Origin of the sequence: Micromonospora auratinigra, from assembly GCF_900089595.1 — a bacterium.
Taxonomy (GTDB): domain Bacteria; phylum Actinomycetota; class Actinomycetes; order Mycobacteriales; family Micromonosporaceae; genus Micromonospora; species Micromonospora auratinigra.
Window position 1 is genome coordinate 5,018,341 of the sequence record NZ_LT594323.1, and the last position, 20,297, is coordinate 5,038,637.

Annotated in this window: 20 protein-coding genes; 12 read left to right on the plus strand and 8 right to left on the minus strand. The window is 74.6% G+C overall.

Features of this window, described 5'->3' with window-relative positions; genetic code table 11:
• Positions 1–32 precede the first annotated feature (32 nt).
• The 3 genes from GA0070611_RS22560 to GA0070611_RS22570 are packed head-to-tail and all read left to right on the plus strand — an operon-like array spanning position 33 to position 1,650.
• Positions 33–812 carry an SDR family oxidoreductase gene (locus tag GA0070611_RS22560; RefSeq protein ID WP_091673292.1) on the plus strand — a complete coding sequence of 260 codons (780 nt, stop codon included), beginning with the start codon at positions 33–35 and terminating at the stop codon, positions 810–812.
• 37 nt (positions 813–849) lie between these two features.
• Entirely contained in the window at positions 850–1,047 is a 198-nt protein-coding gene (locus GA0070611_RS22565) for a hypothetical protein (protein WP_091667601.1), read from the plus strand.
• A 54-nt stretch (positions 1,048–1,101) separates the two neighbouring features.
• The gene (locus GA0070611_RS22570; protein WP_091667607.1) at positions 1,102–1,650 is read left to right on the plus strand and encodes a YbaK/EbsC family protein; all 549 of its coding nucleotides are present in this window, start codon (positions 1,102–1,104) and stop codon (positions 1,648–1,650) included.
• A 36-nt stretch (positions 1,651–1,686) separates the two neighbouring features.
• Here the strand turns inward: GA0070611_RS22570 and GA0070611_RS22575 are convergent, their stop codons facing one another.
• From GA0070611_RS22575 to GA0070611_RS22590, 4 genes are all read right to left on the minus strand, one after another.
• Positions 1,687–2,319 carry a DsbA family oxidoreductase gene (locus tag GA0070611_RS22575; RefSeq protein ID WP_091667609.1) on the minus strand — a complete coding sequence of 211 codons (633 nt, stop codon included), beginning with the start codon at positions 2,317–2,319 and terminating at the stop codon, positions 1,687–1,689.
• Between the two features lie 20 nt (positions 2,320–2,339).
• Positions 2,340–2,765 carry a SufE family protein gene (locus tag GA0070611_RS22580; RefSeq protein WP_091667611.1) on the minus strand — a complete coding sequence of 142 codons (426 nt, stop codon included), beginning with the start codon at positions 2,763–2,765 and terminating at the stop codon, positions 2,340–2,342.
• Between the two features lie 92 nt (positions 2,766–2,857).
• On the minus strand, positions 2,858–3,277 hold the full coding sequence (locus GA0070611_RS22585; protein WP_091667614.1) for a CBS domain-containing protein: 420 nt from the start codon (positions 3,275–3,277) through the stop codon (positions 2,858–2,860).
• A 55-nt stretch (positions 3,278–3,332) separates the two neighbouring features.
• Positions 3,333–5,102 carry a proline--tRNA ligase gene (locus tag GA0070611_RS22590; RefSeq protein WP_091667616.1) on the minus strand — a complete coding sequence of 590 codons (1,770 nt, stop codon included), beginning with the start codon at positions 5,100–5,102 and terminating at the stop codon, positions 3,333–3,335.
• A gap of 93 nt (positions 5,103–5,195) precedes the next feature.
• Here GA0070611_RS22590 and GA0070611_RS22595 point away from each other — a divergent pair, with 93 nt between their 5' ends.
• From GA0070611_RS22595 to GA0070611_RS22605, 3 genes are all read left to right on the plus strand, one after another.
• Complete coding sequence (locus GA0070611_RS22595; RefSeq protein ID WP_091667619.1) at positions 5,196–5,570, plus strand: VOC family protein; 375 nt, start codon at positions 5,196–5,198, stop codon at positions 5,568–5,570.
• A gap of 288 nt (positions 5,571–5,858) precedes the next feature.
• Entirely contained in the window at positions 5,859–6,629 is a 771-nt protein-coding gene (locus tag GA0070611_RS22600; RefSeq protein WP_091667622.1) for an SGNH/GDSL hydrolase family protein, read from the plus strand.
• 5 nt (positions 6,630–6,634) lie between these two features.
• Positions 6,635–7,081: an imidazolonepropionase-like domain-containing protein gene (locus GA0070611_RS22605; RefSeq protein WP_091667625.1), complete on the plus strand. Its 447-nt coding sequence runs from the start codon at positions 6,635–6,637 to the stop codon at positions 7,079–7,081.
• 47 nt (positions 7,082–7,128) lie between these two features.
• Here GA0070611_RS22605 and GA0070611_RS22610 read toward each other — a convergent pair whose 3' ends face one another.
• Together GA0070611_RS22610 and GA0070611_RS22615 are read right to left on the minus strand one after the other, a co-directional pair.
• On the minus strand, positions 7,129–8,358 hold the full coding sequence (locus GA0070611_RS22610; RefSeq protein WP_091667627.1) for a beta propeller repeat protein: 1,230 nt from the start codon (positions 8,356–8,358) through the stop codon (positions 7,129–7,131).
• A complete protein-coding gene (locus tag GA0070611_RS22615) occupies positions 8,351–8,884 on the minus strand; it encodes an RNA polymerase sigma factor (protein ID WP_091667630.1) in 534 nt (177 codons plus the stop codon). Before GA0070611_RS22615 ends, GA0070611_RS22610 begins: the two co-directional genes overlap by 8 nt.
• Before the next feature lie 116 nt (positions 8,885–9,000).
• On the opposite strand from GA0070611_RS22615, the gene GA0070611_RS22620 reads away from it, so the two are divergent.
• Complete coding sequence (locus GA0070611_RS22620) at positions 9,001–9,903, plus strand: sulfurtransferase (RefSeq protein ID WP_091667633.1); 903 nt, start codon at positions 9,001–9,003, stop codon at positions 9,901–9,903.
• Positions 9,904–10,013: 110 nt separating this feature from the next.
• Here the strand turns inward: GA0070611_RS22620 and GA0070611_RS22625 are convergent, their stop codons facing one another.
• Complete coding sequence (locus tag GA0070611_RS22625; protein ID WP_197675772.1) at positions 10,014–10,589, minus strand: TetR/AcrR family transcriptional regulator; 576 nt, start codon at positions 10,587–10,589, stop codon at positions 10,014–10,016.
• Positions 10,590–10,678: 89 nt separating this feature from the next.
• Here GA0070611_RS22625 and GA0070611_RS22630 point away from each other — a divergent pair, with 89 nt between their 5' ends.
• Complete coding sequence (locus tag GA0070611_RS22630) at positions 10,679–11,848, plus strand: FAD-dependent monooxygenase (RefSeq protein WP_091667639.1); 1,170 nt, start codon at positions 10,679–10,681, stop codon at positions 11,846–11,848.
• Between the two features lie 99 nt (positions 11,849–11,947).
• Here GA0070611_RS22630 and GA0070611_RS22635 read toward each other — a convergent pair whose 3' ends face one another.
• Positions 11,948–13,354: an MFS transporter gene (locus GA0070611_RS22635; protein WP_091667643.1), complete on the minus strand. Its 1,407-nt coding sequence runs from the start codon at positions 13,352–13,354 to the stop codon at positions 11,948–11,950.
• Between the two features lie 114 nt (positions 13,355–13,468).
• On the opposite strand from GA0070611_RS22635, the gene GA0070611_RS22640 reads away from it, so the two are divergent.
• From GA0070611_RS22640 to GA0070611_RS22655, 4 genes are all read left to right on the plus strand, one after another.
• Positions 13,469–15,256 carry an HSP90 family protein gene (locus GA0070611_RS22640; protein WP_091667646.1) on the plus strand — a complete coding sequence of 596 codons (1,788 nt, stop codon included), beginning with the start codon at positions 13,469–13,471 and terminating at the stop codon, positions 15,254–15,256.
• A gap of 4 nt (positions 15,257–15,260) precedes the next feature.
• Positions 15,261–18,116, plus strand: coding sequence for a ferrous iron transporter B (locus GA0070611_RS22645; RefSeq protein WP_091667649.1), 2,856 nt, complete (start codon positions 15,261–15,263; stop codon positions 18,114–18,116).
• A 90-nt stretch (positions 18,117–18,206) separates the two neighbouring features.
• Entirely contained in the window at positions 18,207–18,833 is a 627-nt protein-coding gene (locus GA0070611_RS22650; RefSeq protein WP_091667652.1) for a TetR/AcrR family transcriptional regulator, read from the plus strand.
• A gap of 124 nt (positions 18,834–18,957) precedes the next feature.
• Positions 18,958–20,295: an acetyl-CoA carboxylase biotin carboxylase subunit gene (locus GA0070611_RS22655; protein WP_091667656.1), complete on the plus strand. Its 1,338-nt coding sequence runs from the start codon at positions 18,958–18,960 to the stop codon at positions 20,293–20,295.
• The last annotated feature ends 2 nt before the right edge of the window (positions 20,296–20,297 follow it).

Below are 20,297 nucleotides of genomic sequence, written 5' to 3' on the forward strand. Positions count from 1 at the left end.
CCCGTCAGGAGGGTGTGGCGGAGGAGCGGACGATGCGGGTGCTGGTGACGGGGGCGAGCGGGCGGCTCGGGCGGGTGGTGCTGCCCCGGCTGCGGGCGGAGGGATTCACCGTACGGGCGACCGCGCGGCATCCCCGGCCGGACGACACGACGGAGTGGGTGGCCGCCGACCTGGCCACCGGGGAAGGGCTGGCCGCGGCGGTGGCCGGGGTGGACGCCGTCCTGCACCTGGCGTCCTCACCGAACCGGCGGACCCACCAGATCGACGTGCTCGGCACCCGCCGGCTGGTGGTCGCGGCGGGGCAGGCCGACGTCGGGCACCTGGTCTACGTCTCGATCGTCGGCGTGGACCGGGTGCCGCTGGCCTACTACCGGCACAAGCTCGCGGCGGAGCAGGTGGTGGCGGCCGGGCCGGTGCCGTGGAGCGTGCTGCGGGCCACCCAGTTCCCCGGCTTCCTGGAGGAGTTGATCCAGCGGTTCGGTCGGCTCGGCCCGGTGATCGGGGACCCGGCGCTGCTGGCCCAGCCGGTCGACCCGGGCGAGGTGGCCGGCCGACTGGTGGCGATGCTGCGGACCGGGCCGTCGTACCGGGTCGACGAGGTGGCCGGCCCGGAGGTGCTCCGCTTCGACGAGGCGGTACGCGCCTGGCGGGCGGCCCGCGGGTCGCGCCGGCCGCTGCTGTCGGTCCGGCTGCCCGGGCGGCTCGGCCGGGAGCTGCGCGCCGGCGCGCTGGTCAGCGCGACGGCCCCGACCGGCACCCGGACCTGGGCGGACCACCTCGCGGACACGTACGGGGGAACCGGCCGGAGATGAAGCTTTCTGCGGTTCCGGTGCGTTCTACCGTGCCGGCATGCTGGTTCTCGTCACCACGGTGATCCTGTACGTGTTCGGCTTCGTCTTCCTCTACGGCGTGATCCGGTTGGGCGTGCGGCACGGCCTGGAGGACGCCGAGGCGCACCGGCCCGAGGTGCTGCGCCGGGCGCAGCTCGTGTCGGCTCAGGACCGGGACTTCGCCCGGGAGAACGCGTTCCTCACCCACGACAACTGAGCGCCGTCCCGCCGACGGGCGGTCGGGCCGGCGAGGTGCGAGGATCGCAGCGTGATGGGGACGCTGAAGACCGAACCCGCCCGTACCCGGCTGGACCTGTTGGCCGCGCCGGTCGCCGCCGCCGTGGAACGGTGGCCGGTCGAGGCGCCGGTCAGCGTGGACGACGTGCTGGTCGCGTCGATCGACGCCGAGCTGGCCGACACGGCGGCGTTCTGTGCGGCGTACGAGGTGGGGCTCGACCAGTCGGCCAACTGTGTGGTGGTCGCCGGCAAGCGCGGCGGGGAGACCCGGTACGCGGCGTGCATGGTGCTCGCCACCACCCGGGCCGACGTGAACGGCGTGGTCCGCCGGCTGCTGGACGTGCGCAAGGCGAGCTTCGCGCCGATGGCCGAGGCGGTCGCGCTGACCGGCATGGAGTACGGCGGGATCACCCCGATCGGGCTGCCGGAGGAGTGGCCGATCCTGGTCGACTCGCGGGTGATCGCCGCGCCGCACGTGATCATCGGATCGGGCGTACGGCACAGCAAGATCGCCCTGCCCGGGCCGGCGCTCGGCGCGCTGCCCGGGGCGACGGTGGTGGAGGGCCTGGCCAGGCCGGCCTAGGCCCTCACCCGCATCGATTCTGTTCCACGTGAAACATCAACCGGCCGACTCGCGCTGCTCCACCTCGCGCAGTGCGGCGAGCAGCACCTCCGGCTCCTGGGCGCCGGTGACGGCGTACTTCCCGGCGAGCACGAAGGTCGGCACGCTGGAGACGCCGAGCTGGTGCGCCGCGCTCAGGTCGGCGGCCACCTCGCGCCGGCCGAGGTTGGACTCCAGATACTCCCGGGTCTCCGCCTCGTCCAGGCCCACCTCGCTGCCGAGCTTGACCAGCGCGTCGGTCGAGCCCACGTCGATCCCGTCGGAGAAGTGCGCCCGGTAGAGCCGTTCCACCAGCTCGGCGGAGCGGTCCCGCTCGGCGGCGAACCGGACCAGCCGGTGCGCCTGGAAGGTGTTCGCGGCCACCGCCCGGTCGAAGCGCATCTCGATCCCCACGCCGGCTGCGACCTGGGTGACCTGGGCGGCCATCTGCTCGGCCCGCTCCCGGCCGCCGAACTTCGTGCCGAGCGCCTCGATCAGCGGCTTCGGCTCGGTCACCGGCGTCGGGTCGAGCTGGAACGGCCGGAAGCGGACGGTCACCGGACCGTCGTACGACTCCAGCGCCTGCTCCAGCCGGCGCTTGCCGATCCAGCACCAGGGGCACACCACGTCGGCGTAGATCTCGATCTCCATGACCAGCGACAACCCGTTGATCAGGCGATCTGTTCCCGGACCTGGCGCTTCAGTCGGGCCAGGATCGCGGTGCCGCCGCGTACCCGCAGCGGGCTGATCGCCTGGGCGAGCCCCATCCGCTGGTAGAGGTCGTCCGGCACGGCCAGCACGTCCTCGGCGCTCGCCCCGGCCAGGCCCTCGGCCAGGATGCCGGCGAACGCCCGGGTGGTCGGGGCCTCCGGCGGGCAGTCGAAGAGGGTGGTCACCGTGCGGTCCGGGTTGACCTGGGCGCGCAGGAAGAAGGCCGTCTGACACTCCGGCACCTGCTCCAGCTCGGACCGGTCCACCCCCTCGGGCAGAGGTGGGATCACGTCGGCGAACTCCAGCAGCATCTCCAGCACCACGTCGCGCGGTGCGGCGGCGAACTCGTCGACGATCTCGGCCAGCTTGGTCGGCATCTCGGACATGACCGCCAGGCTACCGCTGCTCGCTCCCGGCGCCGGCCGGGCTGTGAGAAGGGGCCCTTCGCTACCGCAGGCGTCAAGAAGGGCCCCTCCTTTCACCGGTTCGGGGCGGCCTCGGAGATGTCGGCGAGGGCGGAGTTGGGGTCGAGCTGCATGGCGAGGTCGCCGAGGGAGACGATGCCGACCAGCTTGCGCTCGTTGTCGCAGACCAGCACCCGGCGGATGTGGCGCTCGCGCATCAGCGCGGCCGCCTCACTCGCGGTCGAGTGCTGCTCGATCATGACCACCTCACGGGTGATGATCGAGCCGATCGTGGTGTTCGCCGGGTCGGCCCGCTCGGCCACCGCCCGCACCACGATGTCGCGGTCGGTCAGCAGGCCGGCGAGGGTGGCCCCCTCGGTGACCACCACGTCGCCGATGTCGGAGTCCTTCATCACCCTGGCCGCCTCGTCCAGCGGGGTCTCCGCCGGCAGGTAGACCACCTGCTTCGTCATCACGTCGCTGACCCGGTACATGAGAGCCTCCGAGAACATTCGGTCGATCCCCTGGCGGTACCCCGTGGCGCGTTTGCTACACCCGGTCGCGGCGGGTCGCGGCCACCTCGTCGCGCAGCCGCTCCACCAGGCCCGCCACCGGCAGGTCGGTCCGCTCGCCGGAGGCCCGGTCACGCAGCTCGACGTACCCCTCGGCGAGCCGGCGACCGACCACGACGACGCGCGGGATGCCGATCAGCTCGGCGTCGGTGAACTTCACCCCGGCCGAGACGTGGGTGCGGTCGTCGACCAGCACCCGCAGGCCGGCCGCGGAGAGCTGCCCGCCGAGCTCCAGCGCCGCGTCGAGCTGCGGCCCCTTCCCGGCGGCCACCAGGTGTACGTCGCACGGCGCGATCGCCGCCGGCCAGATCAGTCCCCGCTCGTCGTGGTGCTGCTCGGCGACCGCCCCGAGAACCCGGGACAGGCCGATGCCGTAGCAGCCCATGGTGGGCCGGACCGGCTTGCCCTCGGGCCCGAGCACGTCGACGGCGAAGGCGTCGGTGTAGCGCCGGCCGAGCTGGAAGATGTGCCCGACCTCGATGCCCCGGCGCATGCTCAGCTCCCCCTGGCGGCAGGCCGGGCAGGGGTCGCCGGGGCGTACCTCGGCCGCCTCGATGGTGTCGTCCGGGGTGAAGTCCCGTCCGCAGACCACGTCGGTGGCGTGCCGGCCCGGCTCGTTCGCGCCGGTCAGCCAGCTCGTGCCGGGGGCCACCCGGGGGTCGACCCGGTAGCGGACGCCGTGCTTGGCGAGCACCTGCGGCCCGAGGTAGCCCCGGACCAGCTCCGGGTGGGCTGCCCAGTCGTCGAAGATCGCCACCGTGGCCGGCTCCAGCACCGCCTGGACCCGCTTCAGGTCCACCTCCCGGTCCCCGGGCAGGCCGATGACCAGCAGCTCCGCCTCCTCGGCGCCCGGCCTGCGCACCTGAAGCACCACGTTCTTCAGGGTGTCCGCGGCCGTCCAGTCGGTCCGCCCGGCGAGCGCGCGGGCGTTGGCCAGCTCGACCAGGGCGGCGATCGTCGGCGTCTCCGGGGTGTCGTGCACCTCGGCGGCCGGGTGCGCGTCGGGGTCACCGGCGGCCGGGGCGGGAGTCGTCACCGCCTCGGTGTTCGCCGCGTACCCGCAGGTGACGCAGCCGACGAAGGTGTCCTCGCCGACCGCGGTGGCGGCCAGGAACTCCTCCGACGCCGAGCCGCCCATCGCCCCCGACATCGCCCGTACCACGGCGAAGTCCAGCCCGAGCCGGGTGAAGATCCGCCGGTAGGCGTCCCGGTGCCGGTCGTACGCCGCCTGCAACCCCGCCTCGTCCAGGTCGAAGGAGTACGCGTCCTTCATCAGGAACTCGCGCCCGCGCAGCACCCCGGCCCGGGGCCGGGACTCGTCCCGGAACTTCGTCTGGATCTGGAAGAGCGTCACCGGGAAGTCCCGGTACGAGGTGAAGAGGTCCTTCACCAGCAGCGCCGCCAGTTCCTCGTGGGTGGGCGCGAGCAGGTGGTCGGCACCCCGACGGTCCTGGAAGGTGAAGATGTTGTCGCCGTACTCCGTCCACCGGCCGCTGGTCCGGTAGGGCTCCGCCGGCAGCAGCGCCGGGAAGTGCACCTCCTGGTCGCCGATCGCCGCCATCTCGTCGCGGACGATCTCGGTGACCCGGTCCAGCACCAGCTTGCCCAGCGGCAGCCAGGTGTAGCCGCCCGGTGCGGCGCGGCGGACGTAGCCGGCGCGGACCAGGAGCCGGTGGCTCGGCACCTCCGCGTCCGCCGGGTCCTCGCGCAGGGTCCGGAACAGCAGAGTCGACGTACGCAGCAACATTGCCGCAGCGTACGGCGCAGGCATCGGGTCGGGCGATCCTATTCGGCCGGACCAGGTCGGTCGACCGCGCTGATCGTGGGTAGGAGGACTGCCATGGGAGATCTGCCACGACTGACCCTGACCGCGACCGTGCTGGACGCACCCGACGCCCGCGAGCTGGCCGCGTTCTACGAGCGGCTGCTCGGCTGGACCCGCGGCGACGACGAGCCGGACTGGGTCACCCTGGTCCCGCCGCAGGGCGGCGCGGGGCTCGCGTTCCAGACCGAGCCGGACCACGTACGACCGGTCTGGCCGGCCGGTCCCGGTGACCCGCCGATGATGGCCCACCTCGACATCCAGGTGGACGACCTGGACCTCGCCTCGGCCCACGCCGTGCGGGCCGGTGCCACCCTGGCCGGTTTCCAGCCCCAGGACGACGTCCGGGTGCACCTGGACCCCGCCGGCCACCCGTTCTGCCTCTACCTCTGACCGGCAACTGGGCACCCTGCCGGAGCCGGACCCGGTACGCGGCCGGATCCTGCTGGCGTACGTGCCCTGAGCCGACCGGAAGGGGCGGACCACCGAACGGGTGGTCCGCCCCTTCTCGTACGCGTTGTTCGGGTCAACGCGATCGGCGGACATCATGCCCGGGCGGTGCGGGAAAATCTGCCCCGTCGATGACCTCCGCCACGTCGGACGCCGGGGGCCGCGCGGTGCCACCGGGGGCGGTGACAGACTGGCCGACGCTGCTCTGTCGGGACGTCAGAGGGAGGCGCAGTGCGCTGGCGCAGCTACGTGGCGGTGGGCGACAGCTTCACCGAGGGCATGGACGACGCGTACCCGGACGGGACCTACCGCGGCTGGGCCGACCTGGTCGCCACCCGGCTCGCCGCCGAGGCCGGCCCCGACTTCGGGTACGCGAACCTGGCCATCCGGGGCCGCCTCTTCCCCAACATCGTGGCCGAGCAGGTGCCGGCCGCGCTGGCGATGAAGCCCGACCTGATCAGCTTCGCGGCCGGCGGCAACGACGTGTTGCGGCGCAACTTCGACCCGGAATCCTTCGTGCCCCGCTTCGACGCGGTGGTCGCCGAACTGCGGGCCGGCGGGGCCGACGTGGTCCTCTTCCGGTTCGCCGACGTGATGGCCCGGCTGCCCGGCCAGCGCCTGGTGGCTCCCCGGATCACCCTGCTCAACCGGGTGGTCGGCGAGGTCGCCGAGCGGCACGGGGCGATCCTGGTCGACCTCTACTCGGACGAGACCTACCTCAACCCGATGCTCTGGAGCACCGACCGGCTGCACCTGTCGGCGGCCGGGCACCGGCGGGTCGCCGCCCAGGTGCTCAACGCGCTCGGGGTCGGCTGCGAGGAGGAGTGGCTGATGGTGCCGCCGCACCCGGCGCGTACGCCGTGGCTGGCCGCCCGCGCGGCCGACCTGCGCTGGGCCGGCCAGCACCTGGCCCCCTGGATCAAGCGGCGGCTCACCGGTCGCTCCTCCGGCGACCTGGTCACCGCGAAGCGGCCCACCCTCGGCCCGATCACCCTCGACTGACCCCGGTGCGCACCCTCCACGTCGCCGACCTGCTGCGGACCGCCCTCGACGGGGAGCCGGTCGGCGGCCGGGCCGTACTGGTCGACGGGGACCGGATCGCGGCGGTCGGGCCTGTCGACGAACTGGTCGGCGGGTACCCCGGCGTGCGGGTGCGGCGGTGGGCCGGGACCCTCGGGCCGGCGCTGGTGCACGACGGACCGCTGCCGTCCGCGCCCAGCCCGCGCGAGCAGGTGTACGCGCTGTTCCGGCTCGGCGCGGCGGCGGCGCTCGCGGCTGAGGTCACCGACCCGGCGGTACGCGCCGCCGCCGGCCGCAACGGTCTGGCGCTGCTGGACCGGCCGGGAGCGCCGGAGCTGCGCGTGGCCGGCCGGGCCGACCTGGCCGTCTTCGACACCGACGGCCGCTGCCTCGCCACCGTCGTCGCCGGCCGGCTCGTGCACCGGCGGGCCTGAGCCGCCCCGGCGCGGCCCGACGGATGCCGCCGGGCCGCGAGCGGGATTCAGGAGTAGCGGATCCACTGCCGGTCGACACCCTGGCCGATGCCGAGGATCTGCGTCTCGCCGTACAGGATCTGCACGGTCCCGTCCGGCAGGGTGGCGACGCTCGCGGTGTCGTCCGGCTGGCCGCGCAGGGCGTCGCGCAGCACCGGCAGGTCGACGTGGCGGCCGTCGGTCACGAAACCCGCCCCGCCGTACGTGCTGGTCACCACCAGCAGGCCGGCACCGACGGCGGCGACCTCGGCGGTGTCGTCGGGCAGCAGCGGACCGGGCTGCCACCGGTCGTCGACCAGCCGCCACACCCCGTTCGGTCGCTCCGTGCGGACCAGCCACGCCTCGACACCGTCCGGTGAGAAGGTCAGTCGGTGGGCACCCGGGACGCTCGGCAGCTTCCGCCACGGGCCACCCCCGTAGTCGCTGGTGAAGACCGTGAACTGGTCGTTGCGGGCGAGGGTCAGCCAGTACCGCCCGTCCAGGCCCGGGAAGAAGGCGGCCTCGTCCCGGGGGTGCAGTGTCACCGGCGGCTGGTGGGCCAACGGGATCCCGTCCAGCAGCACGATCTTCAGCACGTCGCAGGTCGCGGGGGGTGGCGCGCCCTCCTTCGGCGAGGCACAGCCGAGGTGCGGGCCGTCCGGGGCGTTCACGGTGAGCCAGATCGAGTCGGGCGGCGCCGTCCTCGGGTGGGTGGTCCAGCTGAACCCGCCGTCCTCGGTGACCAGGAAACGGTCGACCGTGGCGACGGTGAGGTGCTGGTGGTCGACCGGCATCAGCTGCACCACGCCGGTGGGCACGTCCGGCAGGGCGGTCCGTCGCCAGCTCCGCCCGCCGTCGGTGGTCCGCGCGACGGTCCGCCGGCAGTCCCGGGCACCCGCGTCGAACGGCTCGCAGGTGTCGAAGAGCGCCCAGCCGCTGGTCCCGCTGACGAAGCGCAGGTCGGCCAGCCGGCCCGGGACGCCGGGCACGGCGACCTTGCGCTCGGTGAGCTCCGGTGAGGGGGAGACGGTGGGGGTGGGGGTGGGGGTGGGCGTCGGCCGGTCCCCCCGGTGGGCGGCCGCGTACCCGCCGGCCGAGCCGGCGAGCAGCAACGCGGCCACCCCGGCCAGCAGGCCGCGCCGGTGCCGGCGGCGGTCCCGGACCCGGCGCTGCGCTGCCGGTACGCCCGGCGGCCGGAAGGTCTCCCGCGCCGTGGCCTCGAACTCGGCGAACAGCTGCTCGATGGCGGTGTCAGGCACGGCGGGTCTCCGATCCGGTCTCGGTGAACTGGTCGGCCAGTGCGGTCCGACCCCGGGAGAGCCAGGAGCGGACCGTGCCCTCGGGCGCGCCGACCTGCTCGGCGATCTCGCGGACGCTCAGTTGCGCCAGGTGGTGCAGCACGATCGCCCGACGCTGGTTGGTGGGCAGGTCGGCCAGCGCCCGGGTGAGCGCGACCCGGTCCGGCTCCGGGCCGGGGGTGTGCTCCTCGCGCTGCCGGGCGAGGTGCCGCACGGCGGTCCGCACCCGGCGCAGCCGGCTGGTCGCCAGGTTCCAGGCCACCCGGCGGACGAACGCCGACGGGTCGCCGTACCCGCTGACCCGGTCCCAGCGTTCCAGGGTGCGGCAGAACGCCTCCTGGGTGAGGTCCTGCGCCTCCGCGTGGTCCCCGAGGTATGCGTAGAGCTGCACCGCGATCCGGTGGAAGTGGGCCCGGTAGAAGTCGGTGAAGTCCACCGGTGCTGCGGCCACCGGACCGGGTGGTCCGGTCTGCTGGCGTACGGTCATCGTGATCCCCTGTGGTCGGCGGGTTCCGGCACTGTCACGTGCGGCCCGCCACATCCGCTGCACCCGATTCCCGGCAGTCCGGTTGGCGGTCGGGGATCGGGCGTACCTTGGGGATCATGCCTGTGCCGAGCGATCCGAATCCCCGCCTCCAGTCGTACGCCGACCCGCAGCGCCTGGTCACCACGGAGTGGCTGGCCGAGCACCTGGGCGACGAGGGCCTCGTGGTGGTCGAGTCCGACGAGGACGTGCTCCTCTACGACACCGGCCACCTCCCGGGTGCCGTCAAGGTCGACTGGCACACCGAGCTGAACGACCAGGTGACCCGTGACTACCTCGATGCGGAGCGCTTCGCCGAGCTCTGCGCGGCGAAGGGCATCAGCCGGGACGACACGGTGGTCTTCTACGGCGACAACTTCAACTGGTGGGCGGCGTACGCCCTCTGGGTCTTCTCGCTCTTCGGCCACCCGGACGTGCGGCTGCTCGACGGCGGCCGGCAGAAGTGGATCGCCGAGGGGCGCGAGCTGACCCGGGAGAAGGTGACCCGGCCGCGCGCCGACTACCCGGTGCCGCAGCGCGACGACGCGCCGATCCGGGCGTACCGGGAGCAGGTGATGGCGCACGTGGCGGCCGGCCGGCCGCTGGTGGACGTGCGCTCGCCCGGCGAGTACACCGGCGAGATGCTGCACATGCCGGCCTATCCGCAGGAGGGGGCGCTGCGCGGCGGGCACATCCCGGGTGCGGTGAGCAAGCCGTGGAAGTCCGCCGCGAACGACGACGGCACCTTCAAGTCGGCCGACGAGCTGCGCGCCATCTACACCGACCAGCTCGGCCTGAGCCCGTCCGACGACGTGGTGGCGTACTGCCGGATCGGCGAGCGGTCCAGCCACACCTGGTTCGTGCTGCACCACCTGCTCGGGTATCCGCAGGTGCGCAACTACGACGGCTCGTGGACCGAGTGGGGCAACCTGGTCCGGGCGCCCGTCGTGAAGGGTGACCAGCCGGGCGGCCTGGCCCGCTGAGTCCCGGCGTCGCACCGACGGCCGTGGTCGCCCTCCCGGTGGCCACGGCCGTTCCGTCTGTCCGGGACCAGGACCGTGACCGGGCCGCCGGGCACCCGGCACGGCGGCGGTCAGGCGGGGGTCGGCCCGGTGAGGTAGCGCTGCACGGTCGGGGCCACCCAGGCGACGAGATCCGCCGGGGTCAGGTCCACCACCGGGGGCAGGCGCAGCACGTAGCGGGTGAACGCGAGGCCGAGGATCTGGCTGGCGACCAGGCCGGCCCGGCGGAGCGCCCCGGTCGGGTCGCCGCCGAGCCCGGTCACCGCCGCGCCGAGCTGGTCGGCGAAGATCCCGCGCATCCGCTCGGCCGCGCCCGGGTTGGTGCTGGCGGCGCGGACCAGGGCGACCAGTGTGTCGTCCGACTCCCAGCGGTCCAGGAAGTGCCGGACCAGCGCCTCGCCGACCCGGTCCCGCGGCACCCCGGCCAGGTCGGGCAGGCGCAGGTCGAACTCGGCGGCGGCGGCGAAGAGCCCCTCCTTGCTGCCGAAGTAGCGCATCACCATCGACGGGTCGATCCGGGCGTCCGCGGCGATGGCCCGGATGGTGGCGCGGTCGTACCCGTCGGCGGCGAAGCGCTCCCGGGCGGCCCGCAGGATGGCGGCCCGGGTGGCGTCCGAGCGTCGGGCGCGAGGTGCCGTGTCGGTCATGTCCACGACTGTAGGCCAACAACCGTTGACATAGAAGTCGCTGCCTGCCTAGCGTAATGCCAACAAGCGTTGGCATTCGGAGGTGGGACATGTTGCCCGAGCAGACCGACGTCCTGGTGGTGGGAGCCGGCCCGACCGGCCTGGCCGTCGCCGTCACCCTCGCCGCACACGGCGTACGGGCCACCGTGGTGGACGGGCTGGCCGAGCCGCCGGTCACCTCGCGGGCCGCCGTGGTGCACGCCGGCACGCTGGAGGTGCTCGACCGGATCGGGGTCAGCGCACCCCTGGCCGCCCGGGGCCTGCCGGCCACCCGGTTCAGCGTCCGTGACCGTGACCGGGTGCTGGTCACCGTCCCCTTCGACCGGTTGCCGTCCCGCTACCCGTACGCGCTGCTGGTGTCCCAGGCCGAGACCGAGGCGGTGCTCGCCGAGCGGCTGACCGCGCTCGGCGGCCGGGTGCTCCGGCCGTACCGGCTGACCGGCCTGGACCTCGACGCTGCCGGCGCCACCGCCCGCTTCGCCGGCGGGGAGACGGTCCGGGCACGCTGGGTGGTCGGCGCGGACGGCATGCACAGCGCGGTCCGCGACCTGGCCGGCATCGACTTCGGCGGGCCGGCCGACGACCCCGGCGAGTCGTTCCTGCTCGCCGACGTCCGGGTGGACAGCGACCTCCCCCGCGACCAGGTCAGCCTCTTCCTGGGCCGGCAGGGGCCGCTGGTCTGGGCACCGCTGCCCGACGGCACGGTCCGGTTGGTCGCCACCGTGCCCGACGCGCCGCGCGAGCCGCGGGCGCGGCACTTCCAGGCGCTGCTCGACGAACGCGGCCCGGCCCGGCGGCCGGACCGGGTCACCGAGCTGCTCTGGGGCTCCCGGTTCCGGATCCACCACCGGATCGCCGGGACCTACCGGTCCGGGCCGGTGCTGCTGGCCGGGGACGCCGCGCACGTGCACAGCCCCGCCGGTGGGCAGGGCATGAACCTCGGCCTGCGTGACGCGGTCGCCCTCGGCGACACTCTCGCCGCGGTGCTCGCCGGCCGTCCCGACCAACTCCTCGACGGGTACGCCGCGGCCCGCCGGCCGCTCGCCGAGGAGGTCGTCGGCTTCGCCGACCGGCTCACCCGCCTCGCCACCGTCCCGCCGGCCGTTCGACCACTGCGGAACCTGCTGTTCCGGGTCGTCGCCGGGCTGCCCCCGGTCCGCCGCAAGATCGCGGTCCGGCTGGCCGGCTTCGAGCCCGACCGGGCGGTGATCCGGCGTTGACCCCGGACCGGGCCCGCCGGTGCCGCCCTCGGACCGGGCACGTCGGTGCTGCCCGGTGCCGGCCTAGGACCGGGCACGCCGGTGCTGCCCGGTGCCGGCCTAGGACCGGGCACGCCGGTGCTGCCCGGTGCCGGCCCAGGAGCGGACGGTCGCCTCCGTCGGGTGCTCCGCGACCGGACCGGCATCCCGCAACCGTCCCCAGCCGACGGCCGTGACCAGGGCGAAGATCGCGGCTGCCGCCCAGCCCACCGGGGCCACCCCGTACGCCCGGCCGGCGAACCCGGCCAGTACCGCCCCGACCGGCGCGGTGGCCACGCCGACCACCTGCTGGGCCGCGCCGACCCGACCGAGCAGCCCGGCCGGTACGTGCCGCTGCCCGTACGCCGACCGCAGGCTGTTCCAGATCGTGGTGCCGGCGGCGAAGGCGGCCAGCGCCAGCCCACCGGTCAGCGGCTGCCGGGCCAGCGCGAACCCGGTCAGCGCCACGGTCTGCCAGAGCAGCACCCCGCGCAGCGCCGGCAGGGTGCCGAACCGGCCGGCCAGCCGCCCGGCGACCAGTGCACCGGCCAGCCCGCCGACGACCACCCCCGCCGCGAACAGCCCGTACGCCTCCGCCGGCACCCGCAGCACGGTCAGCGCGTAGAGCACCAGGATCGCCATGAGCCCGCTGATCGCCAGGTTCGCGCCCGCCCCGGCCAGCGTCACCGCCCACAACACCCGGTCCCCCCGCACCCACCGCACCCCCTCCCACGCCTCCCCCCACACCGTCCGAACCCCCGCTCGTGCTCCCGCCCCCGCTCTTCCCCCGCCCCGCGTCCCGTCCACGCCCCGTGCCCCCGCTTCGTCGATCTTGCAGATTGGGCCCGCCGTCTGTCCGCTTTCTGGGGTTTTATCGGGGCCGAAAGTGCAAGATCGACGCGCGGGTGCGGGGGGTGGGACCGGGGGGAGGGTGAGGACGAGGAGGGCGGCGAGGGCGAAGGTGAGGGCGTCGATCGTGAACGGGACGGCGGTCGCGAGGGCGAAGAGGACGCCGGCCAGCGGTGCGCCGAGGAAGGCGCCGGCGACGGCCGTACCGGCCTGGAGGCGGGCGTTCGCCCCGGGCAGGGCGGCGGGCGGCACCACGGCCGGCAGCATCGCGAAGTAGGCGGCGTCGAAGAGCGTGCCGAGGGCGGCCAGCAGGAACGCGACCGCCGCCAGCGCGGGCACGGTCGCCCGGCCGGTGCCGACCAGCACGGCCAGCGCGGCCACCACCAGGGCCCGTACCCCGTCGACCGTGGCCATCGTGCGGCGGCGGTCCCAGCGGTCCGCGTACGCGCCGCCGGGCAGTCCGAACAGCAGCGGCGGTAGCTGACCGGCGACGGTCACCGCGGCGATCGCCCGGGGATCGCGGGTCAGCGTCGCGGCCAGCAACGCCAGGGCCGGCGTACGCAGGGCGTCGCCGAACCGGGAGGTGACAGCGGCGGACCAGAGCAGCCGGAAGTTCCGGCCGAGCGCGGGAACGGTCATGACGGCCGACCCTGCGGCCTGAACCCGGTCGAGGGTCAAGCGGGGCGGAAAGGGGACGGACACTGTCGGCGGTGGCCGGTACGGTGAGCGCCGGAATCGGAACGGGGAGCGCGAGTGGACCGCACCTTCCAGGTCGACCTCCGAGGCGTGGTCGACCTGCTCAGTCATCACCTGTACGGCAGCCCCCGGGTCTACGTCCGGGAGCTGCTGCAGAACGCCGTTGACGCGATCACCGCCCGTCGGGCGGGTGAGCCGGACGCCCCGGCCCGGGTCCGGATCGAGCCGCCCGAGCTGACCGGCGACGGCACCCTGCGCGTGCACGACACCGGCATCGGCCTCACCGAGGCGCAGGTGCACGAGCTGCTGGCCACCATCGGCCGCAGCTCCAAGCGCGACGAGCTGGGCTTCTCCCGGCACGAGTTCCTCGGCCAGTTCGGCATCGGCCTGCTCTCCTGCTTCCTGGTCGCCGACGAGATCCGGGTGGTCACCCGGCACGCCGACCAGCCCACCGTGCTCTGGACGGGCTGGTCCGACGGGCGCTACGCGGTCGAGCCCGCCGGCCCGGAGCTGGCCCGCGACGAGCCCGGCACCACGGTCACGCTGGTGCCCCGCCGCGACGCCGACCAGTGGCTGGGCCTGGCCACGGTGACCGAGCTGGCCCGCCTCTACGGCAGCCTGCTGCCGGTCGACGTGCGGGTCGGCGACACCCCGACCACGGCCGGCCCACCGCCGTGGCCGACCACCCCCGGCGCGCCGGTCGACCGCGCCGCCCTGCTCCGGTACGCCCAGGAGACCCTCGGCTTCGCCCCGTTCGACCTGGTGCCGCTCTCCGTGCCCGAGGCGGGGCTGACCGGCGTGGCGTTCATCCTGCCCACCCCGGTGAACCCGGCCGCCCGGGCGGGGCACCGGGTGCACCTCAAGCGGATGCTGCTCACCGAGCACGCCGACGGGCTGCTGCCCGACTGGGCGTTCTTCGCGCACTGCGTGGTCGACGCCACCGAGCTGCGGCCCACCGCCAGCCGTGAGGCGCTCTACGAGGACGCCCTGCTCACCGCCGTCCGGGAGGCCCTCGGCGACCAGGTGCGCGGCTGGCTGGTCCGGCTGGCCCGGCACGACCCGCGCCGGCTCGCCGAGTTCCTCCAGGTGCACCACCTGGGGGTCAAGGCGCTGGCCCTGCACGACGACGAGATGCTGCGCCTGGTCGATCAGTGGTGGCCGATGGAGACCAACGTCGGCACGCTCACCCTCGCCGAGTTCCGCCAGCGGCACGGCCTGATCCGCTACGCCGCCGGGATCGACGAGTTCCGGCAGCTCGCCGCGGTCGCCGCCGCGCAGGACCTGGCCGTGGTCAACGGCGGCTACACGTACGACGCGGAGCTGATCGAGCGGCTGCCCACGGTGGACCGTGCGGTGCTGATCGAGCGGCTGGAGCCGAGCGACCTCACCACCCGGTTCGAGGGTCTCGACCCGCAGGCCGAACTGGCCCTGCGGCCGTTCCTCAACGGGGCGCAGCGGGCCCTGGAGCGGCTCGGCTGTGAGGTGGTGGTGCGGGCGTACGACCCGGTGTCGCTGCCCGCGCTCTACCTGGTCTCCCGGTCGGCCGCGTTCCACGACCAGTTGACCGCCAGCCGGGACCGGGCCGACGAGCTGTGGGGCGGCGTGCTCGACGCGCTGGCCGCCTCCGCCCCGCCGGACCGGCCGCAACTGGTGCTCAACCACCGCAACCCGCTGGTCCGCCGGGTAACCACGCTCACCGACCCGGAGCTGGTCGAGCTGGCCGTCGAGGCGCTCTACGGGCAGGCCCTCCTGCTCGGGCACCACCCGATCCGCGCGGCCGACGCCGCTCTGTTGAACAGTTCCTTCCTCGGCCTGCTCGGCCGGGCCGTACCGGGACGGGAGTGACGCCGTGAGCGACGACGACCTGTGGCGGATGCTGCGCGAGATCGACGGCATGCCGTTCGGCGCTGCGCAGATCGCCGCCGTGGAACAGCTGCTGCGGCGGGCCGACGCCGGCGACGACCGGCACCTGGCCTTCGCCACCCGGATGCAGGCCACCACGGCGTACACCTTCGGCGGTGAGCCGGCGAAGTCCTTCGTCACCTTCTCCTGGTGCCTCGCGGAGTACGATCGCGACCCGCAGCCCTACCACGAGCGCTGGACGCACCAGCTGCTCTGGTACTTCAAGCACATGGTCAGCGCCATGCTTACCTTCCCCGAGCTGCCGCTGGACCGCACCTACGCGGTGCTCGACGACATGGAGCGGCGCTACCGCGAGTCCGGGCACAGCCTCCAGGCGGTCCACAAGCACCGCTACCTGGTCGCCGCGCACGTCGGCGCGGCGGAGGAGGCGGCCGAGTGGTACCGCCGTTGGGTCACCACGCCCCGCGACGCGCTCTCCGACTGCGCCGGGTGCGACCCGACCACCCAGGTGAAGTACCTGGTCCGCACCGGCCGGCACGACGAGGCGGTGGCGCTCGCCGAGCCGGTGCTCGCCGGCCGGCTGAGCTGTGCCGAGCAGCCGCAGGCGATCCTCACCGCGCTGCTCACGCCCTACCGGGAGACCGGCCGCGCCGACGCGGCCCGCGAGGCGCACCGGGAGGCGTACCGGCGGATGCGCAGCCGCCTCTCGGAGCTGTGGGAGATTGCCGACCACATCGAGTTCTGCACCGTCACCGGCAACCCCACCCGCGCCCTGGAGCTGGTCGAACGGCACCTCGACTGGCTCGACCGGGCGCCCAGCCCGGGTGCCGCGATGAACTTCGCGGCCACCGCCGCGGCGGCGCTGCGGCAGTTGTCGGCCGAGGTGACCGTGCACCGGCGCGCCTTCGGTGACCGGGCCGCCGCCGACGTGCCGGTCGGCGAACTGGCCGAGGAGCTGGCCGGCGTGGCCACCGCGCTGGCCGCCCGCTTCGACGAGCGCAACGGCACGGCGCACCAGTCCACGCTGATCGGCCGGCGGCTCGCGGCCGGCCCGACCGGCGAGCACCTGCCGCTCTCCGCCAGCCTGCGCCGCCGGCCGGTGCCCGGGCAGCGCACCGGCGCGACCGCGACCCCGGCCGCCGCCCCCGCGCCGACGGTCACCGTGCCGGCCGGGGCCGGTGCCGACGAGCTGCTGGCCCTGGCGGACGAGGCCTGGCGCACCCACCGGCGGGACGGGCTGGTCGCCGCGCTGCGGGCCTACGACGAGCGGTACGGCGACGCCGAGCTGCCCGCCGCCACCCGCGCCCGACGGCTGGAGCTGCGTGCCGGTGAACCGTCCGGTCGGGGCGGCGACGAGGAGATGGCCTCGGCGATCGAGGCGAACCGGGCCGCACTGGCCGCCTGGCGGCAGGTGCCGGATCCGCTGCGCGCCCAGGTGGTGGCCGGTCGGCTGGGCGTGCTGCTCTGCGCGTCCGACGAGGGGGCGGCGGAAGGGCTGGCCCTGGTCGAGGAGTCGGCCGCATACCTGCTCACCCACGGTGACCAACGCGAGCGGGTCGCCGCCCAGCACCGCCTCGCCCTGGCGTACGTGCAGCGGGAGCGCTGGTCGGACGCGCTGGACGCCCTCGACCGGGCCACCGCCGAGGCCGAGGTGGACCGGTGGCTGGCGGGCCGGGTGGCGCTGCACCGCGCGCAGGTGCTGGAGCAGCTCGAACGGGCCGACGAGTTCCGGGCGGCCGCCGCGCACGCCCACCGGCTGACCCGGGAGCTGGGCGACGGCGAGATGCTGACCGCGGCCTGCCTGGCGTACGCCCGCTCGGTCGACGACCCGGCCGACGCGGTCACCGCCTGCGACGAGGCACTGCCGTTCGCCCCCGCCGACGCGCGGCTGCCGCTCCGGGTCACCCGGGGCCGGGCGCTGCTCGCCGCCGACCGGGCCGACGAGGCGGTGGACGACCTCGTCGAGGCGGTGACCCTCTGTGTCGAGCAGGGGCAGCCGGGGGACGCGCTGCTGCGCTGGGAGCTGGCGAACGCCTACCGGCTGGCCGGGCGGCTCGGTGAGGCCGCCGAGGTGGCCGAGGAGGCGGTGCTCGGGTTGGACCGGGCCGGCGCGCAGGCCGAGGCGGACCGGTGCCGGCACCTGCTGGCCGGCATCTACCAGGGGCTCGGCGACATCGACGCGGCCCTCGCGCTGCTCGACCGGCTCGCCGACAACCTCGACGGGCCGGACAATCTCCCGCACCGCGCGCAGGTGCTGGAGGAGGCCGGCGGGATCCTCTACGACGCCGACCGGGACGCCGTGGCGGCGCAGCGGTTCGCGGCGGCCGCCGCCGCGTACCGGCTGGCCGGGCATCCGGTGGACGAGTTGCGGGCCCGCCGGCGGGAGCTGCTCGCCCTGCACTGGGCCGGTGACCGGCCGGCGGCCGTGGACGCGGTCGACCGGGTGGACGGGGCGGCGGCGGCGCTCGGCGATCCGGCCGAGGAGCCGCCGGTGGTGACGTACGAGCGGGCGATGGCGGCCGACGCGGTGGCCCGGGTGTTCACCGCCGAGGACCGGCTGACCGCCGCGCTGGACCGGGTCTCCGGGGTGCCGGAGCGGCTCCGCTCGATCGAGGCGTTCGGCGAGGCGGCGCAGGTGGAGGCCTTCATCGGGGAGCTGCTGCTGCGCGACGACCGGCCGGCGGAGGCCGAGCGGCTGCTGCGCCGGGTGCTCGGCGGGCTGCCCTCGGGTTCCCGTCCGGCCGCCCAGACCGCCTGGCTGCTGGCCCGCTCCCTGGACGAGCTGGGCCGCTCCGGTGAGGCGGCGAAGATCCGCGCCGAGCACGGTATCGAGGAGGACTGACCGGCGGGTCCGGTCCGCAGCGTGGGATGTGAGGCGACCGACGGGTAACCATGGCTCCATCCCGTCGCCCCCGAGGTCTAGGCTGGCCCGGTGGCGGTGGAACAGCAGGCGCGGGGCGCGGCGCACGGCGCGTCGGGGGCGGGGCGACGCCGGTCCCGGCGGGACGAGATCCTGGAGATCGCGGTCGGGCTCTTCGCCGCCCGTGGTTACCACGGGGTGTCGATGGACGACATCGGCGCGGCCGCCGGGGTCACCGGCCCGGCGCTCTACCACCACTTCGCCGGCAAGGAGGCGATGCTGGTCGCCGCGCTCGTCCCGGTGAGCGAAGGGCTGCTGGCGGGTGGCCGGGAACGGTCCGCCCACCACCCGGACGACCCGCGCGGCACGCTGGAGTCCCTGATCGACTTCCACGTCGAGTTCGCGCTGGCCAACCCGGCGGTGATCGCCCTGCACCTGCACGAGCTGGACCGGCTCCCCGACGAACCGCGCCGCCGGATCCGCCGGCTCCAGCGGATGTACGTCGAGGAGTGGGTGACCGTGCTGACCGCGCTGCACCCGGGGCTGCCGGACGGCGAGGCGCGGGTGCTGGCCCACGCGGCGTTCGGTCTGATGAACTCCACCCCGTTCCTCGGCGGTGAGGTGGACCGCCGACGCCGGGCCGAGCTGTTGCGCGGTGCGACCCTCGCCGCCCTGCTCGCCCCGACCGATCCGTCCTGATCTCTCCCGGCCACAGCCACAGCGGCCGGTAGGGGTCGGTCTGGGGTCCGCCCCGACTCGTGGGTAACCGGTCGCGCATGGTTACCTGGCAGCCGTCCCCACCCCCGGACGCTGGAGGAAGAACATGATCGAGTCGCTGCTTGTCGCCAACCGGGGCGAGATCGCACGCCGGATCATCCGTACCGCCAAGCGGCTCGGCATCCGCGCCATCGCGGTGCACTCCGAGGCCGACGCCGACCTGCCCTTCGTGACCGAGGCGGACGAGGCGGTCTGTGTCGGGCCGGCGAACCCGGCGCTGAGCTACCGCAACGTCGAGGCGATCCTCGCCGCCGCGAAGCAGACCGGCGCGCAGGCGATCCACCCCGGTTACGGCTTCCTGTCGGAGAACGCCGACTTCGCCCGTACCGTCGAGGCCAGTGGCCTGATCTGGGTCGGGCCCGGCGCGGACGCGATCACCGCGATGGGTGACAAGATCAACGCCCGGAACCTGATGGCGGCGGCCGGGGTGCCCGTCGCGCCGGGCACCACCGAGCCGTCGGCCGACCTGGACGCGGCGGTCGCCGCCGCCGCGGAGATCGGCTACCCGGTGATGGTCAAGGCGGCGGCCGGTGGCGGTGGCATGGGCATGGGCGTGGCCGTCGACGAGGCCGCGCTGCGCACCGAGTACGACAAGGTCCGCGCGTTCGCCGAGCGGATGTTCGGCGACGGCTCGGTGCTGATCGAGCGTTACTTCCCCCGGGTACGCCACGTCGAGGTGCAGATCCTCGGCCTGGCCGACGGCCGGGTGGTGGCCCTCGGCGAGCGGGAGTGCTCGGTGCAGCGGCGCAACCAGAAGCTGGTCGAGGAGTCCCCCTCCCCGGCGGTCTCCCCGGAGCTGCGGGAACGCTTCCTCGCGGCGGCGGTACGGGCCGGCGAGGCGGTGAACTACCGCAACGCGGGCACGGTGGAGTGCCTCCTCGATCCCACCACCGGCGAGTTCTTCTTCCTGGAGATGAACACCCGGCTCCAGGTGGAGCACCCGGTCACCGAGTACGTCTACGGCGTCGACCTGGTCGAGGAGCAGCTGCGGGTGGCGGCGGGTCTGGCCCCGACCTTCGACCCGGACTCGCTGACGCCCCGTGGGCACGCCATCGAGCTGCGGATCAACGCCGAGGACCCGAAGCGTTTCCTGCCCGGTCCGGGCACCGTCACCACCTGGAACGAGCCGTCCGGTGAGGGGGTGCGGGTGGACTCCGGCTACGTCGCCGGCAACACGGTCACCCCGTTCTACGACAGCCTGATGGCGAAGCTGATCGTCAGCGGCGCCACCCGGGAGGAGGCGGTCGAGCGGGCCCGGGCGGCCGTCGCCGGGTTCGAGATCGCCGGCCCGAAGTGCAACCTGCCCTTCTTCGCCGAGCTGCTGGAGAACGGCGAGTTCCTCTCCGGCGACTACGACACCGGCATCGTGGGCCGGATGCGCTGACC